This is a genomic window from Streptomyces sp. NPDC050508 (assembly GCF_040655155.1).
In the GTDB taxonomy this organism is placed as follows: domain Bacteria; phylum Actinomycetota; class Actinomycetes; order Streptomycetales; family Streptomycetaceae; genus Streptomyces.
Genome location: NZ_JBFAJJ010000026.1, coordinates 35,412 through 60,409 on the forward strand (window position 1 = coordinate 35,412; position 24,998 = coordinate 60,409).

At 69.6% G+C, this 24,998-nt stretch carries 16 protein-coding genes, 1 other RNA gene and 1 pseudogene; 9 read left to right on the top strand and 9 right to left on the bottom strand.

Features of this window, described 5'->3' with window-relative positions:
- Window positions 1-166 precede the first annotated feature (166 nt).
- The 6 genes and pseudogenes from AB0I69_RS43850 to AB0I69_RS43875 all read left to right on the top strand — a co-directional run bounded on the left by AB0I69_RS43850 (window position 167) and on the right by AB0I69_RS43875 (window position 9,487).
- Entirely contained in the window at window positions 167-1,462 is a 1,296-nt protein-coding gene (locus AB0I69_RS43850; RefSeq protein WP_363101422.1) for an extracellular solute-binding protein, read from the top strand.
- Entirely contained in the window at window positions 1,459-2,427 is a 969-nt protein-coding gene (locus AB0I69_RS43855; protein WP_363101423.1) for a sugar ABC transporter permease, read from the top strand. The genes AB0I69_RS43850 and AB0I69_RS43855 overlap by 4 nt, the downstream gene beginning before the upstream one ends.
- Window positions 2,424-3,248, top strand: coding sequence for a carbohydrate ABC transporter permease (locus tag AB0I69_RS43860; protein ID WP_363101424.1), 825 nt, complete (start codon window positions 2,424-2,426; stop codon window positions 3,246-3,248). Before AB0I69_RS43855 ends, AB0I69_RS43860 begins: the two co-directional genes overlap by 4 nt.
- A 16-nt stretch (window positions 3,249-3,264) precedes the next feature.
- A pseudogene (gene yicI, locus AB0I69_RS43865) lies at window positions 3,265-5,502 on the top strand (alpha-xylosidase); the annotation flags it as partial.
- 2 nt (window positions 5,503-5,504) lie between these two features.
- Entirely contained in the window at window positions 5,505-6,515 is a 1,011-nt protein-coding gene (locus AB0I69_RS43870) for a LacI family DNA-binding transcriptional regulator (RefSeq protein ID WP_363101425.1), read from the top strand.
- Window positions 6,516-6,616: 101 nt separating this feature from the next.
- A complete protein-coding gene (locus tag AB0I69_RS43875) occupies window positions 6,617-9,487 on the top strand; it encodes a glycoside hydrolase family 3 C-terminal domain-containing protein (RefSeq protein WP_363101426.1) in 2,871 nt (956 codons plus the stop codon).
- Between the two features lie 69 nt (window positions 9,488-9,556).
- Here AB0I69_RS43875 and ssrA read toward each other — a convergent pair.
- From ssrA to ftsE, 5 genes are all read right to left on the bottom strand, one after another.
- Window positions 9,557-9,944: a transfer-messenger RNA gene (gene ssrA, locus AB0I69_RS43880) on the bottom strand.
- 93 nt (window positions 9,945-10,037) lie between these two features.
- Window positions 10,038-10,586 carry an SsrA-binding protein SmpB gene (gene smpB / locus AB0I69_RS43885; protein WP_363101469.1) on the bottom strand — a complete coding sequence of 183 codons (549 nt, stop codon included), beginning with the start codon at window positions 10,584-10,586 and terminating at the stop codon, window positions 10,038-10,040.
- A gap of 81 nt (window positions 10,587-10,667) precedes the next feature.
- Window positions 10,668-11,852: a S41 family peptidase gene (locus AB0I69_RS43890; RefSeq protein WP_363101427.1), complete on the bottom strand. Its 1,185-nt coding sequence runs from the start codon at window positions 11,850-11,852 to the stop codon at window positions 10,668-10,670.
- 67 nt (window positions 11,853-11,919) lie between these two features.
- A complete protein-coding gene (ftsX, locus tag AB0I69_RS43895) occupies window positions 11,920-12,837 on the bottom strand; it encodes a permease-like cell division protein FtsX (RefSeq protein WP_363101428.1) in 918 nt (305 codons plus the stop codon).
- Window positions 12,838-12,892: 55 nt separating this feature from the next.
- Entirely contained in the window at window positions 12,893-13,582 is a 690-nt protein-coding gene (ftsE, locus tag AB0I69_RS43900) for a cell division ATP-binding protein FtsE (protein WP_363101429.1), read from the bottom strand.
- A gap of 251 nt (window positions 13,583-13,833) precedes the next feature.
- Between ftsE and AB0I69_RS43905 the strand changes: the two genes are divergently transcribed.
- Window positions 13,834-14,025 carry a hypothetical protein gene (locus AB0I69_RS43905; RefSeq protein WP_262061123.1) on the top strand — a complete coding sequence of 64 codons (192 nt, stop codon included), beginning with the start codon at window positions 13,834-13,836 and terminating at the stop codon, window positions 14,023-14,025.
- 94 nt (window positions 14,026-14,119) lie between these two features.
- On the opposite strand, the gene AB0I69_RS43910 is transcribed toward AB0I69_RS43905, so the two are convergent.
- The 4 genes from AB0I69_RS43910 to AB0I69_RS43925 all read right to left on the bottom strand — a co-directional run bounded on the left by AB0I69_RS43910 (window position 14,120) and on the right by AB0I69_RS43925 (window position 19,451).
- On the bottom strand, window positions 14,120-14,725 hold the full coding sequence (locus tag AB0I69_RS43910) for a hypothetical protein (RefSeq protein WP_363101430.1): 606 nt from the start codon (window positions 14,723-14,725) through the stop codon (window positions 14,120-14,122).
- A 310-nt stretch (window positions 14,726-15,035) separates the two neighbouring features.
- Window positions 15,036-16,142: a peptide chain release factor 2 gene (gene prfB / locus AB0I69_RS43915; RefSeq protein ID WP_363101431.1), complete on the bottom strand. Its 1,107-nt coding sequence runs from the start codon at window positions 16,140-16,142 to the stop codon at window positions 15,036-15,038.
- A gap of 222 nt (window positions 16,143-16,364) precedes the next feature.
- Entirely contained in the window at window positions 16,365-17,603 is a 1,239-nt protein-coding gene (locus tag AB0I69_RS43920; RefSeq protein ID WP_363101432.1) for a serine/threonine-protein kinase, read from the bottom strand.
- A 156-nt stretch (window positions 17,604-17,759) separates the two neighbouring features.
- Window positions 17,760-19,451 carry a serine/threonine-protein kinase gene (locus tag AB0I69_RS43925; protein WP_363101433.1) on the bottom strand — a complete coding sequence of 564 codons (1,692 nt, stop codon included), beginning with the start codon at window positions 19,449-19,451 and terminating at the stop codon, window positions 17,760-17,762.
- A gap of 345 nt (window positions 19,452-19,796) precedes the next feature.
- Between AB0I69_RS43925 and AB0I69_RS43930 the strand changes: the two genes are divergently transcribed.
- Both AB0I69_RS43930 and AB0I69_RS43935 read left to right on the top strand, forming a co-directional pair.
- Entirely contained in the window at window positions 19,797-23,450 is a 3,654-nt protein-coding gene (locus tag AB0I69_RS43930; protein WP_363101470.1) for an FHA domain-containing protein, read from the top strand.
- A gap of 155 nt (window positions 23,451-23,605) precedes the next feature.
- Entirely contained in the window at window positions 23,606-24,991 is a 1,386-nt protein-coding gene (locus AB0I69_RS43935; RefSeq protein ID WP_363101434.1) for an ABC transporter substrate-binding protein, read from the top strand.
- The last annotated feature ends 7 nt before the right edge of the window (window positions 24,992-24,998 follow it).

A 24,998-nucleotide genomic window follows, 5' to 3' on the forward strand; every position in this document is an offset into this window, starting at 1 on the left:
CCCCACACACCCGCACCCAACCCACAACCCATCGAACCGCTTGCCCCAATCCCTGCCGCACCCATTGACGCCCTCACAGCCCCTACATACCTTCCTCCATCGAAGCGCTTCGACGCTCCCCGTCGAATCGATTCGACACCCCATCCGACTCCCCTGGAGGCACTGGATGTCGACGGCACAACGGCGCGCAACGGCAGCCGCCCTGATCCTCACCGGATCCCTGCTCCTGTCCTCCTGCGGTGGCAGCTCGGACGGCGGCTCCTCGGACGGCAAGACCCTCAAGCTCTGGCACTACGAGGGCCCGGACAGCGCGATGGGCGTGGCCTGGAACGAGGCCATCAAGGAGTTCGAGGCCCAACACCCGGGCGTGAAGGTGAAGTTCGAGGAGAAGGGCTTCGAGCAGATCCAGAAAACGGCCCCGATGGTCCTCAACTCATCGGACGCCCCGGACATCATGGAGTACAACAAGGGCAACGCAACGGCAGGCCTGCTCTCCAAACAGGGCCTGCTGACCGACCTGACCGCCGAAGCGACGAAGCGCGGCTGGGACAAGAAGATCCCCGCGAGTGTGGGCACGACGGACGTCTACAACACCAACGGAGTGATGGGCTCCGGCAAGTGGTACGGCGTCACGGACTACGGCGAGTACACGATGGTCTACTACAACAAGGCCCTCTTCAAGAAGTACAAGATCGCCGAGCCGAAGACATTCGACGAACTGACCGCGGCAATGGCCCAGTTCAAGGCAGCGGGCATCACCCCCCTGGCCAACGCGGGCGCGGAGTACGTGGCCCAGCAGTACCTCTACCAACTCGCCCTGTCGAAGGCCGACCGCGCCTGGGTCGACAAGTACGAGCTGTACAAGGGCAAGACGGACTTCCACGACCCGGCCTGGACGTACGCGGCCACGACCTTCGCCGACTGGGTGAAGAAGGGCTACATCGCCAAGACCTCCAGCTCCACCAAGGCCGAGGACGCCGGAGTCTCCTGGATCCAGGGCAAGGCACCGATCCTGTTCTCCGGCAGCTGGTGGTACGGCCGCTTCCAGACGGAGGCCAAGTTCGACTGGGACACGACGCTCTGGCCCGGCTCGAACCTCACCCTCGGCTCCGGCGGCAACATCTGGGTCGTCCCCAAGGGCGCCAAGAACAAGCAACTCGCCTACGACTTCATCGACATCACCCTGTCGAAGAAGATCCAGAACCTGATGGGCAACAAGGGCGGCATCCCGGTCGCGGCCGACACCTCCGCGATCACCGACCCCAAGTCCAAGGAACTCATCGCCAACTTCAACACCGTCTCCGCCCGCGACGGCCTCGCCTTCTACCCCGACTGGCCGGTACCCGGCTTCTACGACGTCCTCGTCTCCGAGACCCAGAAGCTGATCACGAACAGCGAGAAACCGGACGCCTACCTCAGCAACCTGCAGAAGGCGTACGACAAGGGCGTTCCGTCGACATGACGGTCACCGTCGAGAAGGACGGCCGGGTGCTCGACAAGCGTGACGCCATGAGGCACCCGGCCCGTCGCCCGCGCAACTCGTACGCCCTGTTCCTGCTCCCCGGCGCCCTGGCCGCTCTCGCCGTGATCGTCGTCCCCTTCCTGATGAACACGGCCGTGAGCTTCACGAGTTGGCAGGGCGTGGGCGACCCCAAGTGGACCGGGCTCGCCAACTACCGTGACCTGCTGGACGATTCGGAGTTCTGGGCGTCGTTCCGCCACAGCCTGTTCATGGTCGTGGCGATGGCGGCCGTACCCACGATCGTCGGACTCGTCCTGGCCGCCGCCCTGTTCGACTACATAGCCAAACACTTCGGCACCCGCATGGCCGCGATCCTCCGCGCCTGCTTCTACCTCCCCCAGGTACTCCCGATCGCGGTCGCCGGCATCGTCTGGAGCTGGATCCTCGCCCCCGACAACGGCTCCCTCAACGCCCTGCTGAAAGCAGTCGGGTTGGGCTCCTGGCAGCAGGACTGGCTCGGCGATCCCGACATCGCGCTCTACAGCGTCATGGGCGTCATGGTCTGGGTCCAACTCGGCTTCCCGCTCGTGGTGTTCATGGCCGGGCTGCAACGCGTCGACCCCCAGCTGTACGAGGCCGCCGAGTTGGACGGCGCCGGCTGGTGGCGCCGCTTCTGGCACATCACGCTGCAACAGATCCGCCCGGAGATCTACGTCGTCCTCACCTGGTGCACGATCGCCGCGCTCAAGGTGTTCGGCGCGGTGTACGTCCTGACGAAGGGCGGCCCGGGCGGCGCGACCGACGTCCCCTCCTACTTCTCCTTCACCACGTTCTTCGAGAAGACCCAGGTCGGCTACGGAGCCGCGATCTCCACGGTGTTGACCGTGATCATCCTGGTGCTCTCCCTCGCCTTCCTGAAACTCCAGACCCGCGCCGAGGACGCCGAGGAAGGGGCCCGCGCATGACGACCGCCCTGCGCCGCTACCCGGTACTGATCGCCCTGTGCATCGCGGCCCTGTTCATGGTGCTGCCGTTCCTGATCGTCGCCGTCAACGCGGTCAAGTCACCCACGGAGTACTCCCAGCACGGCCCGCTGAGCCTCCCCAAGGGCCTGTATCTGCACGGCGTCGAGGACTTCTGGCAACGCGTCGACTTCGGCCGCAAACTCCTCAACTCGGCCCTGATCAGCGGCTCGGTGGCCGTTCTCGCCGCCGCCCTCTCCATCCTCAACGCGTACGCGATCGGCATCGGCCGTATCCGGGGCCGCACTTGGGTCCTGGCCTTCTTCGTCCTCGCCAACATGCTGCCGCAGGAGGCGCTGGTCTACCCGATCTACTACCTCAGCAAGGAAGTCGGCCTCTACGACACGAGGTTGAGCGTCATCATCGTCTTCACGGTGATCCAGGCGGCGTTCGGCACGTATCTCCTCTCCTCCGTCCTCGGCCAGTTCCCCCGCGAGATCATCGAGGCGGCCCGGATCGACGGTGCCAACAAGTGGCAGGTGCTGTGGCGGATCGTGGTCCCCGTCAGCCGCCCCACCATCGGAGTCCTCCTGGTCTTCTTCTTCATCTGGACCTGGAACGAGTTCCTGCTCCCCCTGGTCATGCTGATCTCCAACGACAACCAGACCGTGTCGGTGGCCCTCGGCGTCCTCCAGGGCCAGCGCCTGATGGACGCCACGATGACCAACGCGGCTGCCCTGCTCGGTGTGTTGCCCGCCATCGTCTTCTTCCTCGTCTTCCAGCGGACCCTCACGCGCGGCATCGCCGTGGGTGCCGTCAAGTAGTAAGGGGACCCCCCACATGAAGTTCACCGACGGCTACTGGCTGCTGCGCGAGGGCGTCACCGCCGCCCACCCGGTCGAGGTCCTCGATGTCACCGCTCCGGACGGCGCGTTGGAAATTCACGCGCCGACGATGCCCATCCGCCACCGCGGCGACCTGCTGAAGGGACCGGTCGTGACGATCAGCGCCCACGCCCCGATGCCCGACGTCATCGGCGTCACCTTCACCCACTTCGAGGGCGAACAGCCGCGCGGCCCCCAATTCGACGTCCAGAAAGAGGAGTTCGGGGTCCACACCTCCTACGACGACGAGCACGCGACCCTCACCTCCGGCGCGCTCTCGGTGAAGGTGGCCCGCACCGGCCCCTGGCACGTCGACTTCCTCGCCCACGGCCGCGTCCTCACCGGCAGCGGCCCCAAGGGCATGGGCATCATGCGGGACGCGACCGGCGCCCACTACCTGCGCGAGCAACTCGGCCTGGGAGTCGGCACATCCGTGTACGGCCTCGGCGAGCGCTTCGGCCCGCTCGTCAAGAACGGCCAGGTCGTCGACATGTGGAACGCCGACGGCGGCACCGCCACCGAACAGGCCTACAAGAACATCCCCTTCTACCTCACCGACGCGGGCTACGGCGTCTTCGTCGACCACCCCGGCCGGGTCTCCTTCGAGGTCGGCTCAGAAGCCGTGTCCCGGGTCCAATTCAGCGTGGAGAGCCAACAGTTGACGTACTACGTCATCTACGGCCCCACCCCCAAGGACATCCTCCGCAAGTACTCCGCCCTCACCGGCCGCCCGGCCCTCCCGCCCGCCTGGTCGTTCGGCCTGTGGCTGTCGACGTCCTTCACCACCTCCTACGACGAGGAGACGGTGACCTCCTTCATCGACGGGATGCGGGAGCGCGAACTCCCGCTCTCCGTCTTCCACTTCGACTGCTTCTGGATGCGCGAGTTCAACTGGTGCGACTTCCAGTGGGACCCGAGAGTCTTCCCCGACCCGGAGGGCATGCTCGCCAGGCTGAAGGAACGCGGCCTGCACATCTCCGTCTGGATCAACCCGTACATCGCCCAGCGCTCCCCACTCTTCGCCGAGGGCAAGGCACTTGGGCATCTCCTCCGCCGACCGGACGGCAGCGTCTGGCAGTGGGACCTGTGGCAACCCGGCATGGCCCTGGTCGACTTCACCAGCCCGGCCGCCCGCGACTGGTACGCGGGCAAGCTGGAGGCACTGCTCGCGCAGGGCGTCGACTGCTTCAAGACCGACTTCGGCGAGCGCGTCCCCGTCGACGTCGCCTACGCGGACGGCGCCGACCCCGAGCGGATGCACAACTACTACACCTACCTCTACAACCGCACCGTCTTCGACGTCCTGCGCAAACACCGGGGCGAGGGCGAGGCCGTCGTCTTCGCCCGCTCGGCCACAACTGGCAGCCAGAAGTACCCCGTTCACTGGGGCGGCGACTGCGAGGCGACGTACGAGTCGATGGCCGAGTCCCTGCGCGGCGGCCTCTCGCTCGGCCTGTCCGGCTTCGGCTACTGGAGCCACGACATCGGCGGCTTCGAGGGCACCCCGACCCCGGCCCTCTTCAAACGCTGGCTGGCCTTCGGCCTGTTGTCCTCCCACAGCCGCCTGCATGGCAGCTCCTCGTACCGCGTCCCGTGGCTCTTCGACGAGGAATCCGTCGACGTACTACGGCAGTTCACCCGCCTGAAGCTGAGCCTCATGCCGTACCTCTACGAGACCGCGCGCACCGCCTCCGCCGAGGGCGTGCCGATGATGCGCGCGATGGTCCTGGAGTTCCCGGACGACCCGGGGTGCGCGCACCTGGAACGGCAGTACATGCTCGGCCCGGACTTGCTCGTCGCGCCCGTCTTCAGCGACGACGGTGACGTCTCGTACTACGTCCCCGAGGGCACCTGGACCCACTACCTCACCGGCCGCACGGTCACCGGACCGCGCTGGGTGCGCGAACAGCACGCCTTCGACAGCGTGCCCCTGCTGGTCCGCCCCGGCACGGTGATCCCGGTCGGCGCGGTGACCGACCGGCCGGACTACGACCACGCCGACGGCGTAACTCTGCGGGCGTACGCCCTGGAGCGGGGCGCGCAGGTGACGGTGCCGGTCGGCGAGGTGACCTTCACCGTCGTACGGGAGGGGGACACGCTCCGGGCGTCCTGCAGTGATCCGTCCGTGTCGTGGGCGCTGGCCGCCGGGGCGCGGTCCAAGTCGGGCAGCGGATTCCTCACCCTGGAGCTGGGCTGATGGTGAAGATCACGGACGTGGCCCGGCACGCCGGCGTCTCCCCCAGCACCGTGTCGTACGCGCTGAGCGGCAAGCGCCCGATCTCCGAGGAGACCCGGCAGCGCGTCGAGGCGTCCATCCGCGAGCTGGGCTACCGGCCGCACGCCGGCGCCCGCGCCCTGGCGAGCAGCCGGTCCAACGTGCTGGCCCTGGTCATCCCCTTACGGACCGGCATCCACGTCCCGGTCGTCATGCAGTTCGCGGTCTCCGTGGTGACCACCGCCCGCCGCTACGACCACGACGTCCTGCTGCTCACCCAGGAGGAGGGCGAGGAGGGACTGCGGCGGGTCGCGGACACGGCGCTCGTCGACGCGATGATCGTGATGGACGTCCAACTCGACGACCCCCGGCTGCCGTTGCTGCGTTCCCTGGAGCGGCCGTCCGTGATGATCGGCTTCCCCGCCGAGGCGGACGGACTGACCTGCATCGACCTCGACTTCAAGGCGGCCGGTGAGCTGTGCGTGGAACGGCTCGCGGGGCTCGGGCACCGGGTCGTCGCCCTCGTCGGGTCACCGCCCGAGGTGTACGTCCGCGGAACCGCCTTCGCCCAGCGGGTCGTTCAGGGTTTCACGGCCGCCGCCGACCGCAACAGGCTCGCCTCCTCCGTCCACCCCTGCGAGGCAGCACCGGCCGCCGCAGCCGCCGTAGCGGAACAACTGCTCCGCGAACAGCCCGCGTTGACCGGAGTCGTCGTCCACAACGAGCCCCTCCTGGAGCCACTGATCGACGCGTTCGAGCAGCTGGGCCTGCGCGTCCCCGGCGATCTGTCGATCACCGCGATCTGCCCCGACGAACTCGCCGAGTCCGTACGGGTTCCGGTGACGTCTGTCGCGCTGCCGACCGCTGAACTCGGCTCCGGAGCCGTCGAGTTGCTGATGAAGAAGCTGGGCGGCAAGACCGTGCCCGACGCGACGCTGCTGTCCCCCCGGCTGACGGAACGCGCGAGCACGGCACCGCGCAACGCGCCCTGACCTCACCACCGTTGGTGCAAGGCCCTACTTGAAGGAGCCGTGACGTGAGAGGCAAGAGAACAAGACAAGGCACGGGAAGAGGACACAGAACCACGCTCGTCGTGGCGTTCGCCCTGATCGTCGGCCTGGGAGCGACGGTCCCGGCGACGGCCGACACCCCGTACCCCTTCCGCGATCCGACCCTCCCGGTGAGCAAGCGCGTTGACGACCTGCTGGGCCGGCTGACCCTCGACGAGAAGATCTCCCTCCTCCACCAGTACGAGCCCGCGATCCCCCGCCTCGGCATCCAGTCCTTCCGCACCGGCACCGAGGCCCTCCACGGCGTCGCCTGGCTCGGCAAGGCCACCGTCTTCCCGCAGGCCATCGGACTTGCCTCGACCTGGGACCCGGCGCTGATGGAGCAGGTCGGCTCGGCGGTCGGCGACGAGGCCCGCGGCTTCCAGCAACAGCGCCCGGACGGCTGGGGGTTGAACCTCTGGGCCCCGGTGGTGAACCTCCTCCGCGACCCGCGCTGGGGCCGCAACGAAGAGGGCTACAGCGAGGACCCGGAGCTGACCGGCGCCCTCTCCACGGCGTACGGCGAGGGCCTGACCGGCGGTGACCCGGACCACCTCAAGACGGCCCCCACCCTGAAGCACTACCTCGCCTACAACAACGAGGCCGACCGCGCGACCACGTCCTCCGACCTGCGCCCACGGGTGGAGAAGGAGTACGACGAGGCCGCCTTCGAACCGGCGATCGCGGCAGACGCGGCCACGGGCGTGATGACCTCGTACAACCTGGTCAACGGCCGCCCCAGCACGGTGAATCCGGACCTGAACGGCGTCGTCCGGAAGTGGACCGACCAGGACCTGCTGAACGTCACCGACGCATTCGCCCCCGGCAACCTCGTCACACCCCAGCAGTACTACCCCACGATCACTGAGGGCGACGCGGCGGCGCTGAAGGCCGGCATCGACAGCTTCACGGACAACAGCGCCGACTCCGGCCCGACCACGACGGCCGTCAACTCGGCTCTCCAGCAAGGCCTGTTGAAGGTGTCGGACATCGATACGGCCGCCTCCCACATCCTCTCCGTCCGCGTCCGGCTCGGTGAATTCGACCCGGGCGGCGGCAAGTACGGCTCGATCGACGCGTCCGTCATCAACAGCCCGGCGCATCAGGAGTTGGCGCGCAAGGCGGCGGCCGAGGGGACAGTGCTGCTGAAGAACAACGGGGCGCTGCCACTGAGGAGTTCGGGCAAGGATGTCGCAGTGGTCGGCCCCCTGGCCGACACCCTCTACACCGACTGGTACTCGGGCACACTCCCCTACGCCGTCACCCCCGCGAAGGGCATCGCCTCGAAACTCGGCACCGGAGTGGCCACCAGCGAGGGCGTGGACCGCATCGCCCTACGCGACACGGCGACCGGCAAATACGTCACCGCAGGCGCGGGCGACACCGGCGCACCCTTGCAGGAGACCACGAACACCCCTACAACAGCGGCCCAGTTCGACGCCTTCGACTGGGGCTCCGGCATCGTGACCCTGCGCTCGGCCGCCAACGGAAAGTACGTCGGCTACAACTGGTCGAACTTCGTCAACGACCAGACGCAGCCCAATGGTTGGTACGTCCAGCAGCAGTTCAAGCTGGAACAGCAGGACGACGGCACGTACTTGCTGAAATACGCGGGCTACGAGACGTCGGAGTCCTGGTGGTCGAGTCCCCTCTACCTCGGCCCGACCGACGCGAACGGCACCCTGGGTCTGGTCCCCAAGGACCAGGCCGCGCGCTACACGAAGGACGTGGTCCGCAGCGGAGTCGCCGACGCGGTGGCGGCGGTCAAGGGCAAGGACGCGGCGGTCGTGGTCATCGGCTCCATGCCGTCCATCAACGGCCGCGAGGCCCACGACCGCACGGACATGGCCCTGGCCCCGACCCAGGAGGCCCTGGTCAAGGCGGTCCACCGGGCCAACCCCAAGACGGTGGTCGTGGTCGAGAACAGCTACCCGACCACCCTCGGCGCCCTCCAGAAGGAAGTCCCGGCCCTCCTCTGGACCTCCCACGCGGGCCAGGAAACGGGCAACGCCCTCGCCGACGTCCTCTACGGCGACGTCAACCCGTCCGGCCGCCTCACCCAGACCTGGTACCGGTCGGAGTCGGACCTCCCCTCGATCCTCGACTACGACATCATCAAGTCCGACCGCACGTACGAGTACTTCCAGGGCACCCCGCTCTACCCCTTCGGCTACGGCCTCTCGTACACGACGTTCCGCTACGGCACCCTGAAACCCGTCGCCGGCGGCTATGAGGTCCCGGTGACGAACACGGGCACGCGGACCGGCGACGAGGTCGTACAGCTCTACACCCATCAGCGCACCTCCCGGGACAAGGAGCCTTTGAAGCAGCTGAAAGCCTTCCAGCGGGTTTCCCTCAAACCCGGCGAGACGAAAACGGTCCGTCTGAAGCTCCAGCAGAAAGACCTCGCCCACTGGGATGTCACCCGCTCGAAATGGGTGGTGGAAAGCGGCACGTACGACGTCATGGCCGGAGCGTCGTCCGCCGACATCCGCGCCCGTACGACCTGGCAGGTCCACGGGGAGACCATTCCACCCCGGAACCTGTCGAAGACCACCCGTGCCGAGAACTTCGACGACTACTCCGGCATTCATTTCGTGGACGAGTCAAAGGCGAGCGGTACGGCGGTGGGTGCGGCTGCGGACGGCGCGTGGCTGAAGTTCGCGGACACGCAACTGGGCGCGGGCGCAACGAAGTTCACGGCTCGGGTGGCAGGCACCTCACCCGGCACGATCGAGGTCCGGCTCGGTTCCCCGACGGGCAGGCTGGCGGGGACGGTTCACACGGCGGCGACTCCGTCGTCGTACGACTACGAAACAGTGACCGCGGATCTCTCGGGTGCGGCGAAAGGCCGTACGGACGTGTATCTGGTCCTGAGCGACGGCCTACGAATCTCGACCTTCAGTATTCAGTGACAGGGAAAAGCCCCTCACCGCCGAAGCGGTGAGGGGCTTTTCCACTGTGCTCAATCACAAACATGGGATGAGTGGAGATGGCGGGAATCGAACCCGCGTCCACCGGTGCAGAATCAGGGCTTCTCCGTGTGCAGTTCGCTGTGATTTTCTCGGCCCCGGTGATCACGCGAACAAGTCGCCGACGGGCCCAGCCACTGTTTGATTTCCCATCGAACCCCGTGACCGGGCTCGATGGTTTAGTTCCCTAGATTATGCCAGGGTCCGGGTCGGGAACACCCCCGGGCTGACACCCTTTTAGGGTCCTTCAGTCGCTGTTATTAGGCAGCGAGGGCGAAGGACTGGGAATCGCTCTTGGAATTGGCGATTATTGGTTGCGACATATGGTTAACGAGATCATTGCCGCTTCCTCGACACGCTTCACCTGCTTCGACATCCGCTGTCGAAACCGATCATCCCCATGTTGTTTTTTCAAACCGCTACACACCCGCTGTGGGGTGCAGTAGCCATCGTACGTGAACAACGGGCGCCGATGCCACCGTATTCCTCGTGGCTACTCGCCGCGCTGCTTCCGCTTCGCCGCCGCGATCGCGCGGTCCGACTCCCGGCGGTCCTGCTTCTCGCGCAGGGTCTGCCGCTTGTCGTACTCCTTCTTGCCTCGGGCGAGGGCGATCTCCGCCTTTGCTCGGCCGTTGCTGAAGTACAGGGCGAGAGGCACGATCGTGTGACCCGTCTCCTGGGTCTTGGCCTCCAGCTTGTCGATCTCCTCGCGGTGCAGCAGCAGCTTGCGCTTGCGGCGCACCGAGTGGTTGGTCCAGGTGCCCTGGTGGTACTCGGGGATGTGGGCGTTGTGCAGCCACGCCTCGCCCCCGTCGATCTGGACGAAGCCGTCGGTCAGCGAGGTCCGGCCCTCACGCAGCGACTTGACCTCGGTACCGGAGAGGACGATCCCGGCCTCGTAGGTGTCGATGATCGCGTAGTCGTGGCGGGCCTTCTTGTTCTGGGCGACGATCTTGCGCTTGCCGCCCTTCTCGCCGTCCCTGGCCTTGCCGCCGGCGGCCCCACCGCCCTGCTTGGGCTGGGACTCCTTGGGTACGTACATTCCCTTGCTCATAGTGCTGCCCATTTTCGCACTACAAGGGGGTGTGAGGGAAAGGCGATTACGGACGGCGGTCAGGATCGCCTACGACGCGTCCCCGAGCCCGCTCAATACCGTCTCGGCCCGCTCCACGGCGGCCTGTCCCTGCGCGGTGACGTCGAGGTCGGGGGTGATGCCCCGGCCGTCGACGGTGTGGCCGGAGGGGGTGCGGTAGTGGCCGACGGTCAGTTCGGCGACGACGCCGTCGGGGAGCTTGCTCGGCATCTGGACCGAGCCCTTGCCGAAGGTCCTGGAGCCCACGACGACCGCGCGACCGCGGTCCTGGAGGGCGCCGGTGAGCATCTCGGCCGCGCTCATCGTGCCGCCGTCGACGAGCGCGACCAGGGGTCTGGTGGTGTCGCCGCCGGTGGCCGCGTGCAGGGCGCGCTCCTCGCCGTCGACGTCGTACGTGGCGACGAGGCCGCCGTCGAGGAAGGCGGAGGCGGTGGTGACGGCCTCGGTGACCAGGCCGCCGGAGTTGCCGCGCAGGTCGAGGATGAAAGCGGAGTCGGCCGGGGCCTGCCGTACGGCGGTGCGGACGAGGTCGCCGACGCCCTTGGTGAACGCGGCGATCTTGATGACGGTGACCTCACCGGCGAGCCTGCGGACGGTCACGGAGTCCGTGGAGAGGCGGGCGCGCCGCACGGTCTCGCTCCACGCGTGCGTGCCGCGCTCCAGGCCGAGGGTGACGGTGGTGCCAGCAGCCGCGTCCTGTGCGTCGCCGCGCAGTAACGACACGACCTCGGTGACGGGCTGCCCGTCGACGTTGTCGCCGTCGACGGTGCGCAGTCGGTCGCCCTTGCGGACCCCGGCGGTGGCAGCGGGCGACCCGGACTGCACACGGGTCACCTCGATCCGGCCGTCCCGCTCGCGGCGGGCCCAGAGCCCGACGCCGGTGTACTGGCCGTCGAGGGCCTCCTCGAACTCCTCGTACTCCCCTTGGGAGTACACGGCACCCCACCGGTCCCCGCTGCGGCTGACGGCGCGCTCGGCGGCCTCCATGGGCGACTTGCCGTCGGCCTTGGCCTCGGCGGCGGCCTTCGCCACGTCCTCGTGACGGCCGACGGACGCCGAACGGGCCGTACCGGACGCCGATTTCCGGTCCGGCCGCTCCGGTTCGTCGAACGACCCGGTCGCCGCACCGGCCACCAGCACACTCGCGAACACCAATGTCAGGGCGGCCCCGCGGCGGATGCGGCGGGGCTGACAGAGCGGGTCACGGCCTGACATGGCGGTGAGTCTAGGACAACGCGAAGGACCGCACGGGCGGTTGCCCGTACGGCCCTCTTGGCATGTGTCACACCTTCAGGTACTTGCGCAGCGCGAAGAACGCCGCAAGCGCAGGCATCAACAGGCTCGTCGCGAGGATGAGCGGGAGCTTCGTCAGGACGGCGTCCCAGCCGATGAAGTTGATCAGATTCAGCTTGTGGGACAGGTCCAGGCCGTGGTCGATGATGAAGTACCGGCCGACCACCAGGAATCCGCAGGCGACCGTGCCGCCGATGAGGCCGGCGACGGCGGCCTCCATGATGAACGGGGCCTGGATGTAGAAGCCGGACGCACCGACCAGCCGCATGATGCCGGTCTCACGGCGGCGGCTGAACGCCGAGACGCGCACGGTGTTGACGATCAGCATCAGGGCGACCACCAGCATCAACGCCATGACCGCGCGCGCCGCCCAGTTCATGCCGTTCAGGAGGCCGAAGAGGTTGTCCAGGATGCCCTTCTGGTCCTGCACCGACTGGACGCCGTCGCGGCCGTCGAAGGCCGTCGCGATGACCTGGTACTTCTCCGGGTCCTTGAGCTTGATGCGGTACGACTCCTGCATCTGGTCCGGGGTGAGGGAACTGGCCAGCGGGGAGTCGCCGAACTGCTCCTTGTAGTGCTTGTACGCCTCGTCCTGGGACTCGAACACGACCTTCTGGACGACCGACATCTTGCCGAGGTCGGAGACGATCGACTTCTTCTGGTCGTCGGTCACCGCGCCCTTGGCGCAGTTGGGGTCGGACTCGGCGTCGCTCTTGTTGCAGAGGAAGATCGAGACGTTGACCTTGTCGTACCAGTAGCCCTTCATCGTGGTCACCTGGTCGCTCATCAGGAGCGAGCCGCCGAAGAGGGCCAGGGACAGGGCTACGGAGACGACGACCGCGAAGGTCATCGTCAGGTTGCGGCGGAGACCGACACCGATCTCGGAGAGTACGAACTGGGCGCGCATGGCGGCTTCTTCAGGCCTTTCCGTGGACGGACATCAGACGGCGGTCGGTCGGCGGTCAGTGCTGGTAGCCGTAGACGCCACGTGCCTGGTCACGGACGAGGCGGCCACTCTCCAGCTCGATGACGCGCTTGCGCATCTGGTCCACGATGTTCTGGTCGTGCGTCGCCATCACCACGGTGGTGCCCGTCCGGTTGATCCGGTCGAGGAGCTTCATGATGCCGACGGAGGTCTGCGGGTCGAGGTTGCCGGTGGGCTCGTCGGCGATGAGGAGCTTGGGGCGGTTCACGAAGGCTCTCGCGATGGCCACGCGCTGCTGCTCACCACCGGACAGCTCGCCGGGCATCCGGTCCTCCTTGCCGCCGAGCCCGACGAGGTCGAGCACCTGAGGCACGGACTTGCGGATCTCGCCCTTGGACTTGCCGATGACCTCCTGCGCGAAGGCCACGTTCTCGGCGACCGTCTTGTTGGGCAGCAGGCGGAAGTCCTGGAAGACGGTCCCCAGCTGGCGGCGCATCTGCGGCACCTTCCAGTTGGAGATGCGGGCGAGGTCCTTGCCCAGCACGTGCACCTGGCCCTGGCTGCACCGCTCCTCGCGGAGGACCAGCCTCAGGAAGGTGGACTTTCCGGAGCCGGAGGACCCCACGAGGAACACGAACTCGCCCTTCTCCACTTCCAGGGAGACGTCCCTGAGGGCGGGGCGGGTCTGCTTGGGGTAGACCTTGGAGACACTGTCGAATCGGATCACGGATGCACCACGGGTAGCCGGGGGTAGGTGAGCGTGACCATACGCGAAGCGGGTGCGCGCGCGCAGTCGGCCTACGGGGTTGCGCGAGGCTTGCACGTTTTGTCGCGGATTTGAAGGGCTGGAACGCACAGAGTCGGGGCAGGATAAGGCGAGCCGCGCCGAATCCCGCGGAACCTGGCACAGTGGAGAGGGAACGTTCTAGTTTCCGGAGGCGTTGTGTCTGTGGAAGCCGGTGCAAGGAGGGCGAGCGCATGACGTACGACCGGTTGGTGTGCGCGAACTGCGCGGCGCCCGTGAACGAGGGCCGCTGTCCCGTCTGCCGTGCGAACCGTCAGCGGCTGCAGCAGGAGAATCCCTGGGGGAATCTCAACCCCATGGCGTTGATCGCCCTGCTCGCGGTACTGATCGCGGCGCTGGCGCTGGTGGCACACCAGACCGCCTGAGCCATACCAGGAGCACGCACGAAGGGCCCGGAGCGACACGCTCCGGGCCCTTCGTCGTACGACGTGCGTACGTTCCGTACGGGGACGGCTACCGTCAGGCGATCGTGCCGCCGCGGTTGCTCGCGAGGCGCGGGAGCACGCGGAAGGCGATGCCGCCGGCGATCATCGTCGCGGCGCCGATCAGCAGGAACGCGGTCTGGCCGGCACCGGTCTCGGCGAGCTGGTCGCCGTTGCCCTGGGCGGACGTGTCGGAGCCGGTGTCGGTGAGGGCGGAGGTGCCCGCCTCCTGGGCGGAGGAGCCGCCGTCGGGGTCGGTGTTGTTGCCGCCGGTGGAGCCCGAGCCGCTGGTGCTGGTGCTCGTGGGACTGGCCGTGGTCGGCTCGTCCGTCGGCTCGGTGGGGTTGCCGGTGGGCTCGGTCGGGTCGTCCGACGTGGGCGGCTGCGACGTCGGCGTGGCCGGCGGCGTGCTGTCCGGGACGGTCGGGACCGTCGAACCGGTCGGAGTCGCGGGCGGAGTCGACTCCGGCGGAAGCGTCGGGTCGTCGTCGGTGGTGACCGACACCTTGAGGCCGTCGTTGCCGCCGAGGCTCACGCCGATACCGACCGCCGAAGCGGCACCGGCGGCGGTCAGCGAGGCGCCGCCGGCGATGACAGCGGTGGCCGCTATTCGCGCGACACGGATCCGCGTCTTCTTGGTCATTAGGTTGCTACCCCCAGTAGCTCGTCGTCAGTGGTGCGTCGGTGTCCGGGGCCGTGATCGACAGGGGTAGCGGCTGGCGAAAGCTCGACTCCCCCGGTTCACATGCGCCCCAGAGACACGCATGCCACGCTTCACCCTTCCCATTTTTCACTGCAACGTCAAGGCCGTTGCGAGCGCAATGTCCAACTACGGGTTCTTTGCTGGGGGATGGAACCTGTGAGTGTGATGTAAAACCCAGACATCAGGGATCAAGAGGGGAACACAAAAGGCAACTGCCGCCCGATGGGCGGCAGTTGCCTTGTCGACAAACTTACTTCTCCTGCTGCTTGCGCCAGCGAATTCCGGCCTCCAGGAAGCCGTCGATCTCGCCGTTGAAGACAGCCTCCGGATTACCGACCTCGTACTCCGTGCGCAGGTCCTTGACCATCTGGTACGGGTGCAGGACGTACGAACGCATCTGGTTGCCCCAGGAGTTGCCGCCGTCGCCCTTGAGGGCGTCCATCCGGGCCTGCTCCTCCTGGCGGCGGCGCTCCAGCAGCTTGGCCTGGAGCACGTTCATCGCGCTGGCCTTGTTCTGGATCTGCGAGCGCTCGTTCTGGCAGGAGACGACGATGCCGGTGGGGAGGTGGGTCAGGCGCACCGCGGAGTCGGTGGTGTTGACGCCCTGGCCGCCGGGACCGGAGGACCGGTACACATCCACCCGCAGCTCGGACTCGTCGATCTCGATGTGGTCGGTCTGCTCGACCACCGGGAGGATCTCGACACCGGCGAAGGAGGTCTGGCGGCGCCCCTGGTTGTCGAAGGGCGAGATCCGCACGAGGCGGTGGGTGCCCTGCTCGACGGAGAGCGTGCCGTAGGCGTACGGGACGTGCACGGCGAAGGTGGTCGACTTGATGCCGGCCTCTTCGGCGTACGACGTCTCGTAGAGCTCCGTCTTGTAGCCGTGGCGCTCGGCCCAGCGCAGGTACATGCGCTGGAGCTTCTCGGTGAAGTCGGAGGCGTCGACGCCGCCGGCCTCGGCGCGGATGGTGACGACGGCCTCGCGGGAGTCGTACTCGCCGGAGAGGAGGGTGCGGACCTCCATCTCGTCCAGCGCCTTCTTGACGGCGGTGAGCTCGATCTCGGCCTCGGCGCGGGTGTCCGGGTCGTCCTCCTCCTCGGCCATCTCGAAGAGGATCGAGAGGTCGTCGATCCGGCCGCGCAGGGCCTCGGTCTTGCGGATCTCGGCCTGGAGGTGACTCAGCTTGCTGGTGACCTTCTGCGCCGCTTCCGGGTCGTCCCAGAGGGACGGCGCGGCGGCCTGCTCCTCAAGGACGACGACATCTGCCCTCAGCGTGTCCAGGTCCAGGACGGCCTCGATCGACTCCATGGTCGAGGAGAGGGACTTGAGCTCTTCGGATACATCGACGACTGCCACGCCTCCAGCGTAACGGCTCCGCCAAGCGGGGAGTGCCGGGCCTGAACCAGCACTCTGGTCACCCCGGTACTGGGGCGGGCGTCACCCGACTCGGTCCCTCAAGAGGTGCCCCACCCCCAGCCCGTCCGGCGTTTGAGGACGAGGCCGTTCAGGCCGAAGCGGGGGTCTGGGGGCGGCAGCCCCCAGGGACGGGACGGGTAGGGGCGGCGGGGGCGAAAACTCCTACGGCGAAGCCGGTGCCGAGTTCTTCGTGTCCGGGGTGTCCGTGCCGGAGTCGCCCGACGTGGCCGCCCACGTGCCGACCCCGACCACGGCGACCAGCACCACCCCCGCCGCCGCCAGCGTCAGCCGACGGCGTCGCGTGGCCGCCCGGTGCCGGGCCGAACCGGGGCGCGGTGCGCCCGCCGCACGCGGTGCCCGTGCCGTCCCGCGTGCCCCGCCCGCCAGCTCGTCCGGCGCGGGTACCCGCATCGAGGTGTGCGTGTCCCGGTTGGAGTCGGCGGGCTTGGCGCCCGGCACCAGCGGTACGGCACCTCGCCGTACCCGCTCGCTGCGCGCGGGCGCGGACACCGGGGCCTCCTCCTGCTCCGCCTCGTCCGCCTCCGTGTCCGGCTCGTCGACGTCCAGCGGGGGCATCCCGGCCAGCAGGGGGAGTTGTTCGCGCAGGCGGGCGGCGAGCTCGGAAGCGCGCAGCCGGGAGGCCGGGGCCTTCGCCAGGCACTGGACGAGCAGCGCCCACAGCTCTTCGGGGATCCCGGGCAGCGGTACGACGGTCTCGGTGACGTGCCGTCGCAGGACCGCGCCGGGGTGGCCGCCGCCGAACGGGGTGAACCCGGCAAGGAGTTCGTACAGGACGGTCGCCAGGGCGTAGATGTCGACGGCCGCGCGCGGGGGCAGGCCCTCGACGATCTCGGGGGCGAGGTAGTCGGGCGTGCCGATGATCTTCGTGGCCCGGGTGCGGCGCGGGGAGTCGATGAGTTTGGCGACTCCGAAGTCCGTCAGCAGGGCGGGGTGCGAGCCGCCGGGGCCGAGCGGCCCCTGCATGTCCAGGAGGACGTTCTCCGGCTTCACGTCCCGGTGGACGACGCCGGCCGCGTGTGCCGCCGCCAGTCCGTCCGCGATGTCGGCGACGATCGCGACCGCGGCTTCGGGGGCGAGGCGCCGCTCCCGGTCCAACCGGGTGCGCAGATCCGTCCCCCTGACCAGGTCCATGACGAGGGCGAGGTCGTTGCCGTCCACGACCAGGTCCCGTACGGACACGATGTTCGGGTGCTCCAGGCCGAGCAGGGCCGTGCGCTCCTGCACGAAGCGGCCGACGAGTTCCTGGTCGGACGCGAGGTCCTCGCGCAGCAGCTTGACGGCGACGGGCCCTTCCGGCCCCTCGCCCAGCCACACCGTGCCGGCGCTGCCCCGCCCCAGGATCTGGTTGGCGGTGTACCGGCTGCCGATCTTCCGTGCCAAGGCTGCTCCTACCAGACGCGTGTTGTCGCTAAAACTACGCGTCAGATCGGCCAACCTTCACCGCGGAGGCGGAAATCACCCACTGGGTGTCGACAAATCCCCAACCCAGCGTCCGACAAGGGCGATTCGAGGGTCAGTTGCCGGCCGCGTCGAGAGTCAGTTGCCGGTTGCGGAACTCAGACTCTTGACCCAGCCGCTCACCTGTCCGGCGACGTGGCTGATCTCCCGCCAGTAGCTCCGGCCGGTGCCGATCCAGTGCTGAAGCGGAGTCAGCTCCCAGACCAGCCAGCCCGCGACGAACAGCAGGACGATCGTGAACAGGCAGCCCTTCAGGCAGCCGAGTCCGGGGATCTTCATCGGGTTGGCGCTGCGCTGCCGCGGCTGGCGGGGCTCGCGCGCGGGCTCCGGGGGCCGCTGGGGCTGCTGCCGGCTCGGCGGGGCGTACTGCTGCGGCTGTTGCTGCTGCGGTTGGCCGTAGCCGCCCTGCTGTTGCGGTTGCCGGCTCTGTGCGGGGCGCTGCTGCGGGCGTTGCTGGGCGGACTGGCGGGGTTGCTGCGGGGGTTGCTGCGGGCGGGAGACCTGGCGCTGGGGGCGGCGGCGCAGTGGGTCCTCGCCCGGGTCGAGGTAGGGCTGGAACTGGGTCTGTTCGTTGCGGTCGCGGGCGGCGCGGAGCTGGTTCTGCCAGGGGTGCGGCTGCTCGGGGCCGGCGCCGGGTTGGCCCTGCCCGCCCTGCTGGCCGTACGGGTTCTGCGGCATGACCGTGGTCGGGTCGGCCGCGCCGCGGTTCGGCATCACGGTGGTCGGGTCGGCGGCGCCCACGGGGCCGTTGGTGTGCGGGAGGACGCTGGTCGCCGCGTTCGGGTCGTAGGCGCCCGCGCTGTGCGAGAGGACCTGCGTCGGGTCGGCGGCGCCGGGTACGCCCGGTACGGCGGCGGGTGCGGGGTCGGGGGCCAGCAGCATCGCGACGTTCTCGGCGGCGGCGATCTGCGCGGAGTTCGCGTGCACGCCGACGCCCTCGGCGACGACGCGCAGGCCGCGGGCGAGGTTCTCGGCGCTGGGGCGTTCGTCCGGGTTCTTGCGCAGGCAGCGCTCGATGACCGTCCACAGGGGGTCGGGGACCGTCGAGGGGCGGCGCGGTTCGGCGCTGAGGTGCTGGTGGAGGACTTCGAGGGCCGAGCCGCCGGAGAACGGCGGATGGCCGGTGACCAGCTCGTACATCAGGATGCCGGCGCCGTAGATGTCCACGGCGGAGGTCTGCGGGCGGCCCTCGGCGGACTCGGGCGCGATGTACGCGGGCGTGCCGACGAACTCCTGGGTGCGGGTCAGGCCCGGGGAGTCGGCGAGGCGGGCGATGCCGAAGTCGGTGAGCAGCGGGTACATCTGGCCGCCGCCCTGCTTGAGCAGGACGTTCGCCGGCTTCAGGTCGCGGTGCACGACGCCGTCGGCGTGGCTGGCGGCCAGCGCGTCGGCGATCTGCGCGGTGAGCAGCGCGGCGCCGACGGGGCTGAAGGGGCCGTTCTCGCGCAGGTAGTGGTGCAGGTCGGGGCCCTCGACGAGGTCCATGACGAGCGCCAGGAGATCGCCTTCCACGACGAGGTCGCGGACCCGGACGATGTTCGGGTGGGTCAGGCGCAGCAGCACCGACCGCTCGCGCAGGAACCGCATCACGATGTCGGGATCGTTCGCGAGCTCTTCTTTAAGGACCTTGATCGCGACGGTCTCGCCGGGCTGTCCCTGGACGGCTGCCTCGGCGCCTGCGGTCTCGCGCTGGCGGGCCCGCCAGACGGTGCCCGTGGCGCCGCGTCCGAGTGGCTCCTCCAGGAGGTACTTGCTGCCTACCGGCCGCACGTCTGCGCTCCCTGCTGCTTGCCTGTGTTCCGGTCCACTGTAGTGCCGCCCCTCTTGCGGCTACCTACGTAAGCATCGCCGTACATGTTCGAAGGAAAGACGCTCTCCCCGGTCTCCCGGTTGCCCCAATGGTCGCCGAAGGCGGACATGACCGGTCTCACTCGATCACCGGTGCGGCACTGGTCAGGCACTTTTGGGGACAGAGCTGACCAATCAAGATCACTTGCTGCCGGGCCCCGGGCGAGTTGTCAGTGGCAGGTGCGAGGATGCGTGCAGTACTGGCCGATGTGCTCGTGTTGGGGCGGGGAGAAATCCGTGCCCGGGCAGAAGGGACCGCTGACGGCGATGCAGATCCGGCTGACCGTCGTAGACCCGTTGGGGCCGCCCGCGCAGCCGCGGGGCCGCTCCGCGAGTTGCGATGTGCTGGTCACCGCGCCCGCCGGCACGGCCCTGGCCGCGGTGGCCTCGGCGCTGGCCTCGGCGGTCTCCGCCGACGCGGCGGCGTCCCAGCCCGAGCGGAGCCGCGAGTCCGGCGGCCCGATCGTGCTGTACGCGGGCGTGGAGCGCCTCGACATCCAGCGCTGCACGCTCGGCGAGCCGCCGTTGACGGACGGCGCGGTGCTGTCCCTGGGCGCCCCCGCCGAGCCCGAGGCGCATCCCGAGCTGGACGACGCCCCGACCCAGCTCCATGTGGTCGCCGGGCCGGACGCGGGCGGGGTGCACCTCCTTCATGGCGGCCAGATCCACATCGGCCGCTCCGCCGACGCCGACGTCCCGCTGGACGACCCGGACGTCTCCCGGCTGCACTGCGCGGTCACGGTCGACCCCTCGGGCCGCGTCTCGGTCGCCGACCTGGGCTCGACGAACGGCACGACGCTGGCGGGCACGCGCGTGGGCACCCGCCCGGTGCGCTTCGCCCCGGGCGCGCTGCTGCGCATCGGCGAGTCGGCCCTACGGCTGACTCCGTCCGGCGGCCCGGGAGCGCGGGCCGAGACGGCACCCGACGGCGAGGGCCACGTGCGCGTGTCCCCCGGCACCCCCGCCGACTCGGTGTCGGCACCCCGGAGCGAACCGCCCGTGGTGCCGGGCCAGGGCGCGGCACCGAGCATCGAGAGCCGCGTCCGCCTGGACGGGGACACCCACGCCGGCCGCTTCGGAGTGGGCACGTTCGGCGAGGTCCCTGGTGACGAGGGTGCCGAGGAGTCGTTCTCGGCGCGTACGACGACGTCCCGCATCCCCATCCGCGACGACGACGCCGGGGAGCACAGCGGACGCAAGGGCACCCCTCTGCGTGGCACCGACGTGCCGCAGGGCGTGCGCAGGCGCGGCGGGATCGGCAAGTGGGCGCGGCGCCTGGCGGGCGGACGCGGCGAGTCGACGGCCGAGGGCCCCGAGTCGGCGTACGACTCCGGCGACGACTCGTCCTACGACGAAGGGGGCGCCGACGAGAGCGTGCCGCCCCCGCCCGTCGTCCTCCAGCAGCCGGACACCTGGCCGGACCCGGCGGCCCTGTTGCTGACGGCTCTGGGCCCGGGACCGCGCCTGTGGGAGCGGGCCCCCGGTCACCCGGAGGCGCTCACGGTGCGGCTCGGCACGGCCGACCGGGCGACGCCGGACGGTTCGGCGCTGCTGCCCGCGGTGCCGGTGACCTCCGGGCTGCGTGAGGTCGGCGCGCTGGGCCTGGCCGGTCCGCGCACCCGGCTGGCGGGGCTGGCGCGCGCGGTGGTGGCCCAGCTCGCCGCGCTGCACTCCCCCGACGCCCTGGAGATCGTGCTGATCAGCACGGACCGCGCGCGTTCGGCGGCCGAGCGCACCGCCGAGTGGTCCTGGCTCGGCTGGCTGCCGCATCTGCGCCCGGGCCACGGCCAGGACTGCCGGCTGCTCCTGGCCTACGACCGCGAACAGGCCACGGCCCGCACCGACGAACTCCTGCGCCGCCTGGAGGACCACGCCGCGGACACGCACGGCACCGGCCGGCCGGCCGTCGCCCCCGGCACCTTCGGTGCGTCCGCCACCGCCGGTCGCCGCACTCCGGGCATCGGCGCGCAGCGCGGCTCGGCCCAGGGGCAGTCCCGCGCCGCTGTACACCCCGGCTCGCCCGAGAGCCGGTCGGGTGCCGCCGCACGGCACGGGGCCGACGACCGACACCAGCGCGGGGCGACGGGCCCGTCGGGCGCCCCCACCGCGTACAGCACCACCGACGACGCGCACCACCACCGCTCCGGCTCACCCGACCCGTCGGGCACCCCCGCACCGCACGCCTTCGACGACGCGGCCTCCGGCGCCACCCGGCCCCGTTCCTCCGACACCGACCCCTCCGACTCCCCCGACCCCGTCCGCGGCGCCGCTCACCGGCCCTCCTGGGCCCGCACCGACGACGGTGACGGCTCGGCGGACGGCTTCGTGGGGCCGTACACCGTGCTCGTGGTGGACGGTGACCCCGGTGGGGCCGATGTCCGCGAGGCGGTGGCGCGGCTGGCGCACGACGGGCCCCGGGCCGGCATCCATGTCGTGTGCCTCGCCGAGACGGAGCCGGCCTCGCCCTCGTCGCCGGTGACGGAGACGTACGAGGCGGCGTGCGCGGCGTCGCCGACGTTCCGGGAGTGCGGGGCGGTCGCGCTGCTCAGCGGTGACGTCGCGACGGCACTGCGGCTGCTGCGGGTCGCGCACGGCGGTACGGCGGCATCCCGGCCCGGCAAGGAGGCGACGCCCCCCGGCCCCGTCGGACAGGGCACCGTCGCCGCCGTGGACGCGGTCTCGCTCGCGTGGGCCGAGCGCTTCGCGCGGGCACTGGCACCGCTCCGGGCGGACGGTCCCGCAGGTGAGCGGCACACGCGCGTGTCGGCGCCGTTGCCCCCATCGGCGCGGCTGCTCGACGAGTTGGGGCTGGCCCGGGCCACCCCGGCGTCCCTGCTGACGCGTTGGGCGGACGCCGGCGACGACAAGGACGCGCTCGGCGGCCGGGCCTGGGCGGTGCTCGGCGCCGGTCCTCGCGGGCCGGTCAGCGCGGACCTCGCCGCCGACGGACCGCATCTGCTGATCGAGGGCCCGCCGGGCAGCGGCCGTACGGAGTTGCTGCGGGCGGTGGTGGCGTCCCTCGCCGCCGCCGAGCGCCCCGACCGGCTCGGCATCGTGCTGATGGACGGCCGGGACAGTGTCGGCGCTGGGGGTACCCCCTCTGGGGGAGGCGGTCACGGCGAGGGCCTGCGGGTCTGCACGGACGTACCGCATGTCACCACCCACCTGACCGCCAACGACCCTGTGCGCATGCGGGAGTTCGCGCAGTCCTTGAGCGCCGAGCTGAAGCGGCGGGCCGAGTTGCTGGGCATGATCGGCTTCGTCGAGTGGCACTCGCGGCACGAGGTGTCGGGGCGGATCATCGCCCAGCGCGGCACGTCCGGTGCCGGGGATCTGGAGTCCCCGACCAGTTCGACGATCCGGCTGCGCCCGTCGGCGGCGGCCCGTCAACAGACGGAGGCGGCACCGCCGTTGCCCCGGCTTGTCGTGGTGGTGGACGACCTGGACGCCCTGGTGAAACCCCCGCTGGGCTCCCCCGGGCGTCCCGCCGCCGGCTCGGTCATACGCGCGCTGGAGGCGGTGGCCCGCGAGGGTGAGCGGCTCGGCGTGCACCTGGTGGCAGCGGCGGCCGTAGAGGCCCGTACGTCCGAGACCGAACCCGCCCGGCACATCACCCTCCGCGTCACCCTCGACGCGACGACCCAGGGCCCGGACGAACCCGCTCCGGGGCGTGGCCGATTGACCTTGCCGGACGGCCGGGCGACCCCCTTCCAGGGTGGCCGTGTGACGGGCCGTATCCCGCGCACGGCGACGCTCCGCCCCACGGTCGTCCCCCTGGAGTGGCAGCGCATGGGCGACTCCCCGGCCCGCCGCCCGGTCCGCGAACTGGGCAACGGGCCAACGGACTTGGCGCTCCTGGCCAGCGCGCTGGAGCGGGCCACGCGCTCGGTGTCGGCGGCGGAGGTCCCGTCGCTCCTCTGATCGTTCACAGGTTGCCCACACAACCCCACGTCACGACACAATCACGATCCCGTACTTGACAGCGGACGCCATCTTGCCGCGTTCAAGTACCGGGCGTAGACCAGTGCGCACGGAAGCGTTCGAGCGTTCGACGAAGAACGAAGAACGGGGCAGTGATGCGCAGCACGAGCAGCACAAACCGGACACGTACCACCGTACGCACAGCGGCAGTTGTCGCCGCGGGGGCACTGGCGCTCTCGCTCACCGCCTGCGGCGGCAGCGGCAACAAGAGCGACAGCGGCAAATCCAGCACCCCCTCCGAGAGCACCGGCACGGTCACCCTCCCCAAGCTGAACGGCGCGAGCCTCGAAGTGGCCGCCGTGTGGACGGGTGCCGAGCAGAAGAACTTCAAGACGGTCCTCGCGGAGTTCGAGAAGCGCACGGGCGCCAAGGTCACCTTCGTGCCCGCCCAGGACCCGATCATCAACTTCCTCGGCTCGAAGATCGCGGGCGGCCAGCCGCCGGACGTGGCGCTGTTGCCGCAGCCCGGCGCCATCAAACAGGCCGTCGACAAGAAGTGGGCCAAGCCCCTCGGACCCGAAGCGATCGCGGAGTTGCAGAAGAACTACTCGCAGGGCTGGCAGGACATCGGCAAGGTCGGCGGCAAGCAGTACGGCGTGTACTACAAGGCCGCCAACAAGTCGCTGATCTGGTACAACGCCAAGGTCTTCGCGAACGCGGGCGCCAAGGAGCCCAAGACCTGGCAGGAGTTGCTGACGACCGCGCAGACGGTCTACGACTCCGGGGTCACCCCGTTCTCGATCGCGGGCGCGGACGGCTGGCCGCTCACCGACTGGTTCGAGAACGTCTACCTCTCGCAGGCGGGCCCGGAGAAGTACGACGCGCTCGCCCAGCACAAGATCAAGTGGACGGACCCCTCCGTGAAGGAGGCCCTCACCACGCTCGCCCAGATCTGGGGCAAGAAGGCGTACATCGCGGGCGGTCAGAACGGCGCCCTCCAGACCGAGTTCCCGGCGTCCGTGACGCAGACCTTCACCGGCGGCGACCAGCCGAAGTCCGCGATGGTCTACGAGGGCGACTTCGTGCAGGTCAACATCGGTGAGACGAAGGCGAAGGTGGGCACCGACGCGAAGGTGTTCCCGTTCCCGGCGGTGGGCTCCACCTCGCCCGTGGTCTCCGGCGGCGACGCGGCCGTCATCCTGAAGAACTCCAAGGCGGCCCAGGCGCTGGCGACGTTCCTCGCCTCACCGGACGCGGCGACGATCCAGGCGAAGCTCGGCGGCTATCTCTCCCCCAACAAGAACGTGCCGGACTCGGCGTACCCGAACGCGGTGCAGCGCACGATCGCCAAGTCGCTGATCGCGGCCGGTGACGACTTCCGCTTCGACATGTCCGACCAGGCCCCGCAGTCCTTCGGCGGTACACCGGGCAAGGGCGAGTGGAAGGACCTCCAGGACTTCCTGAAGAACCCGACCAACATCGCGGGTACGCAGGCGCAGTTGGAGAAGGACGCGGCGGCGGCGTACGCGAGCGGGAGCTGATCCCGAG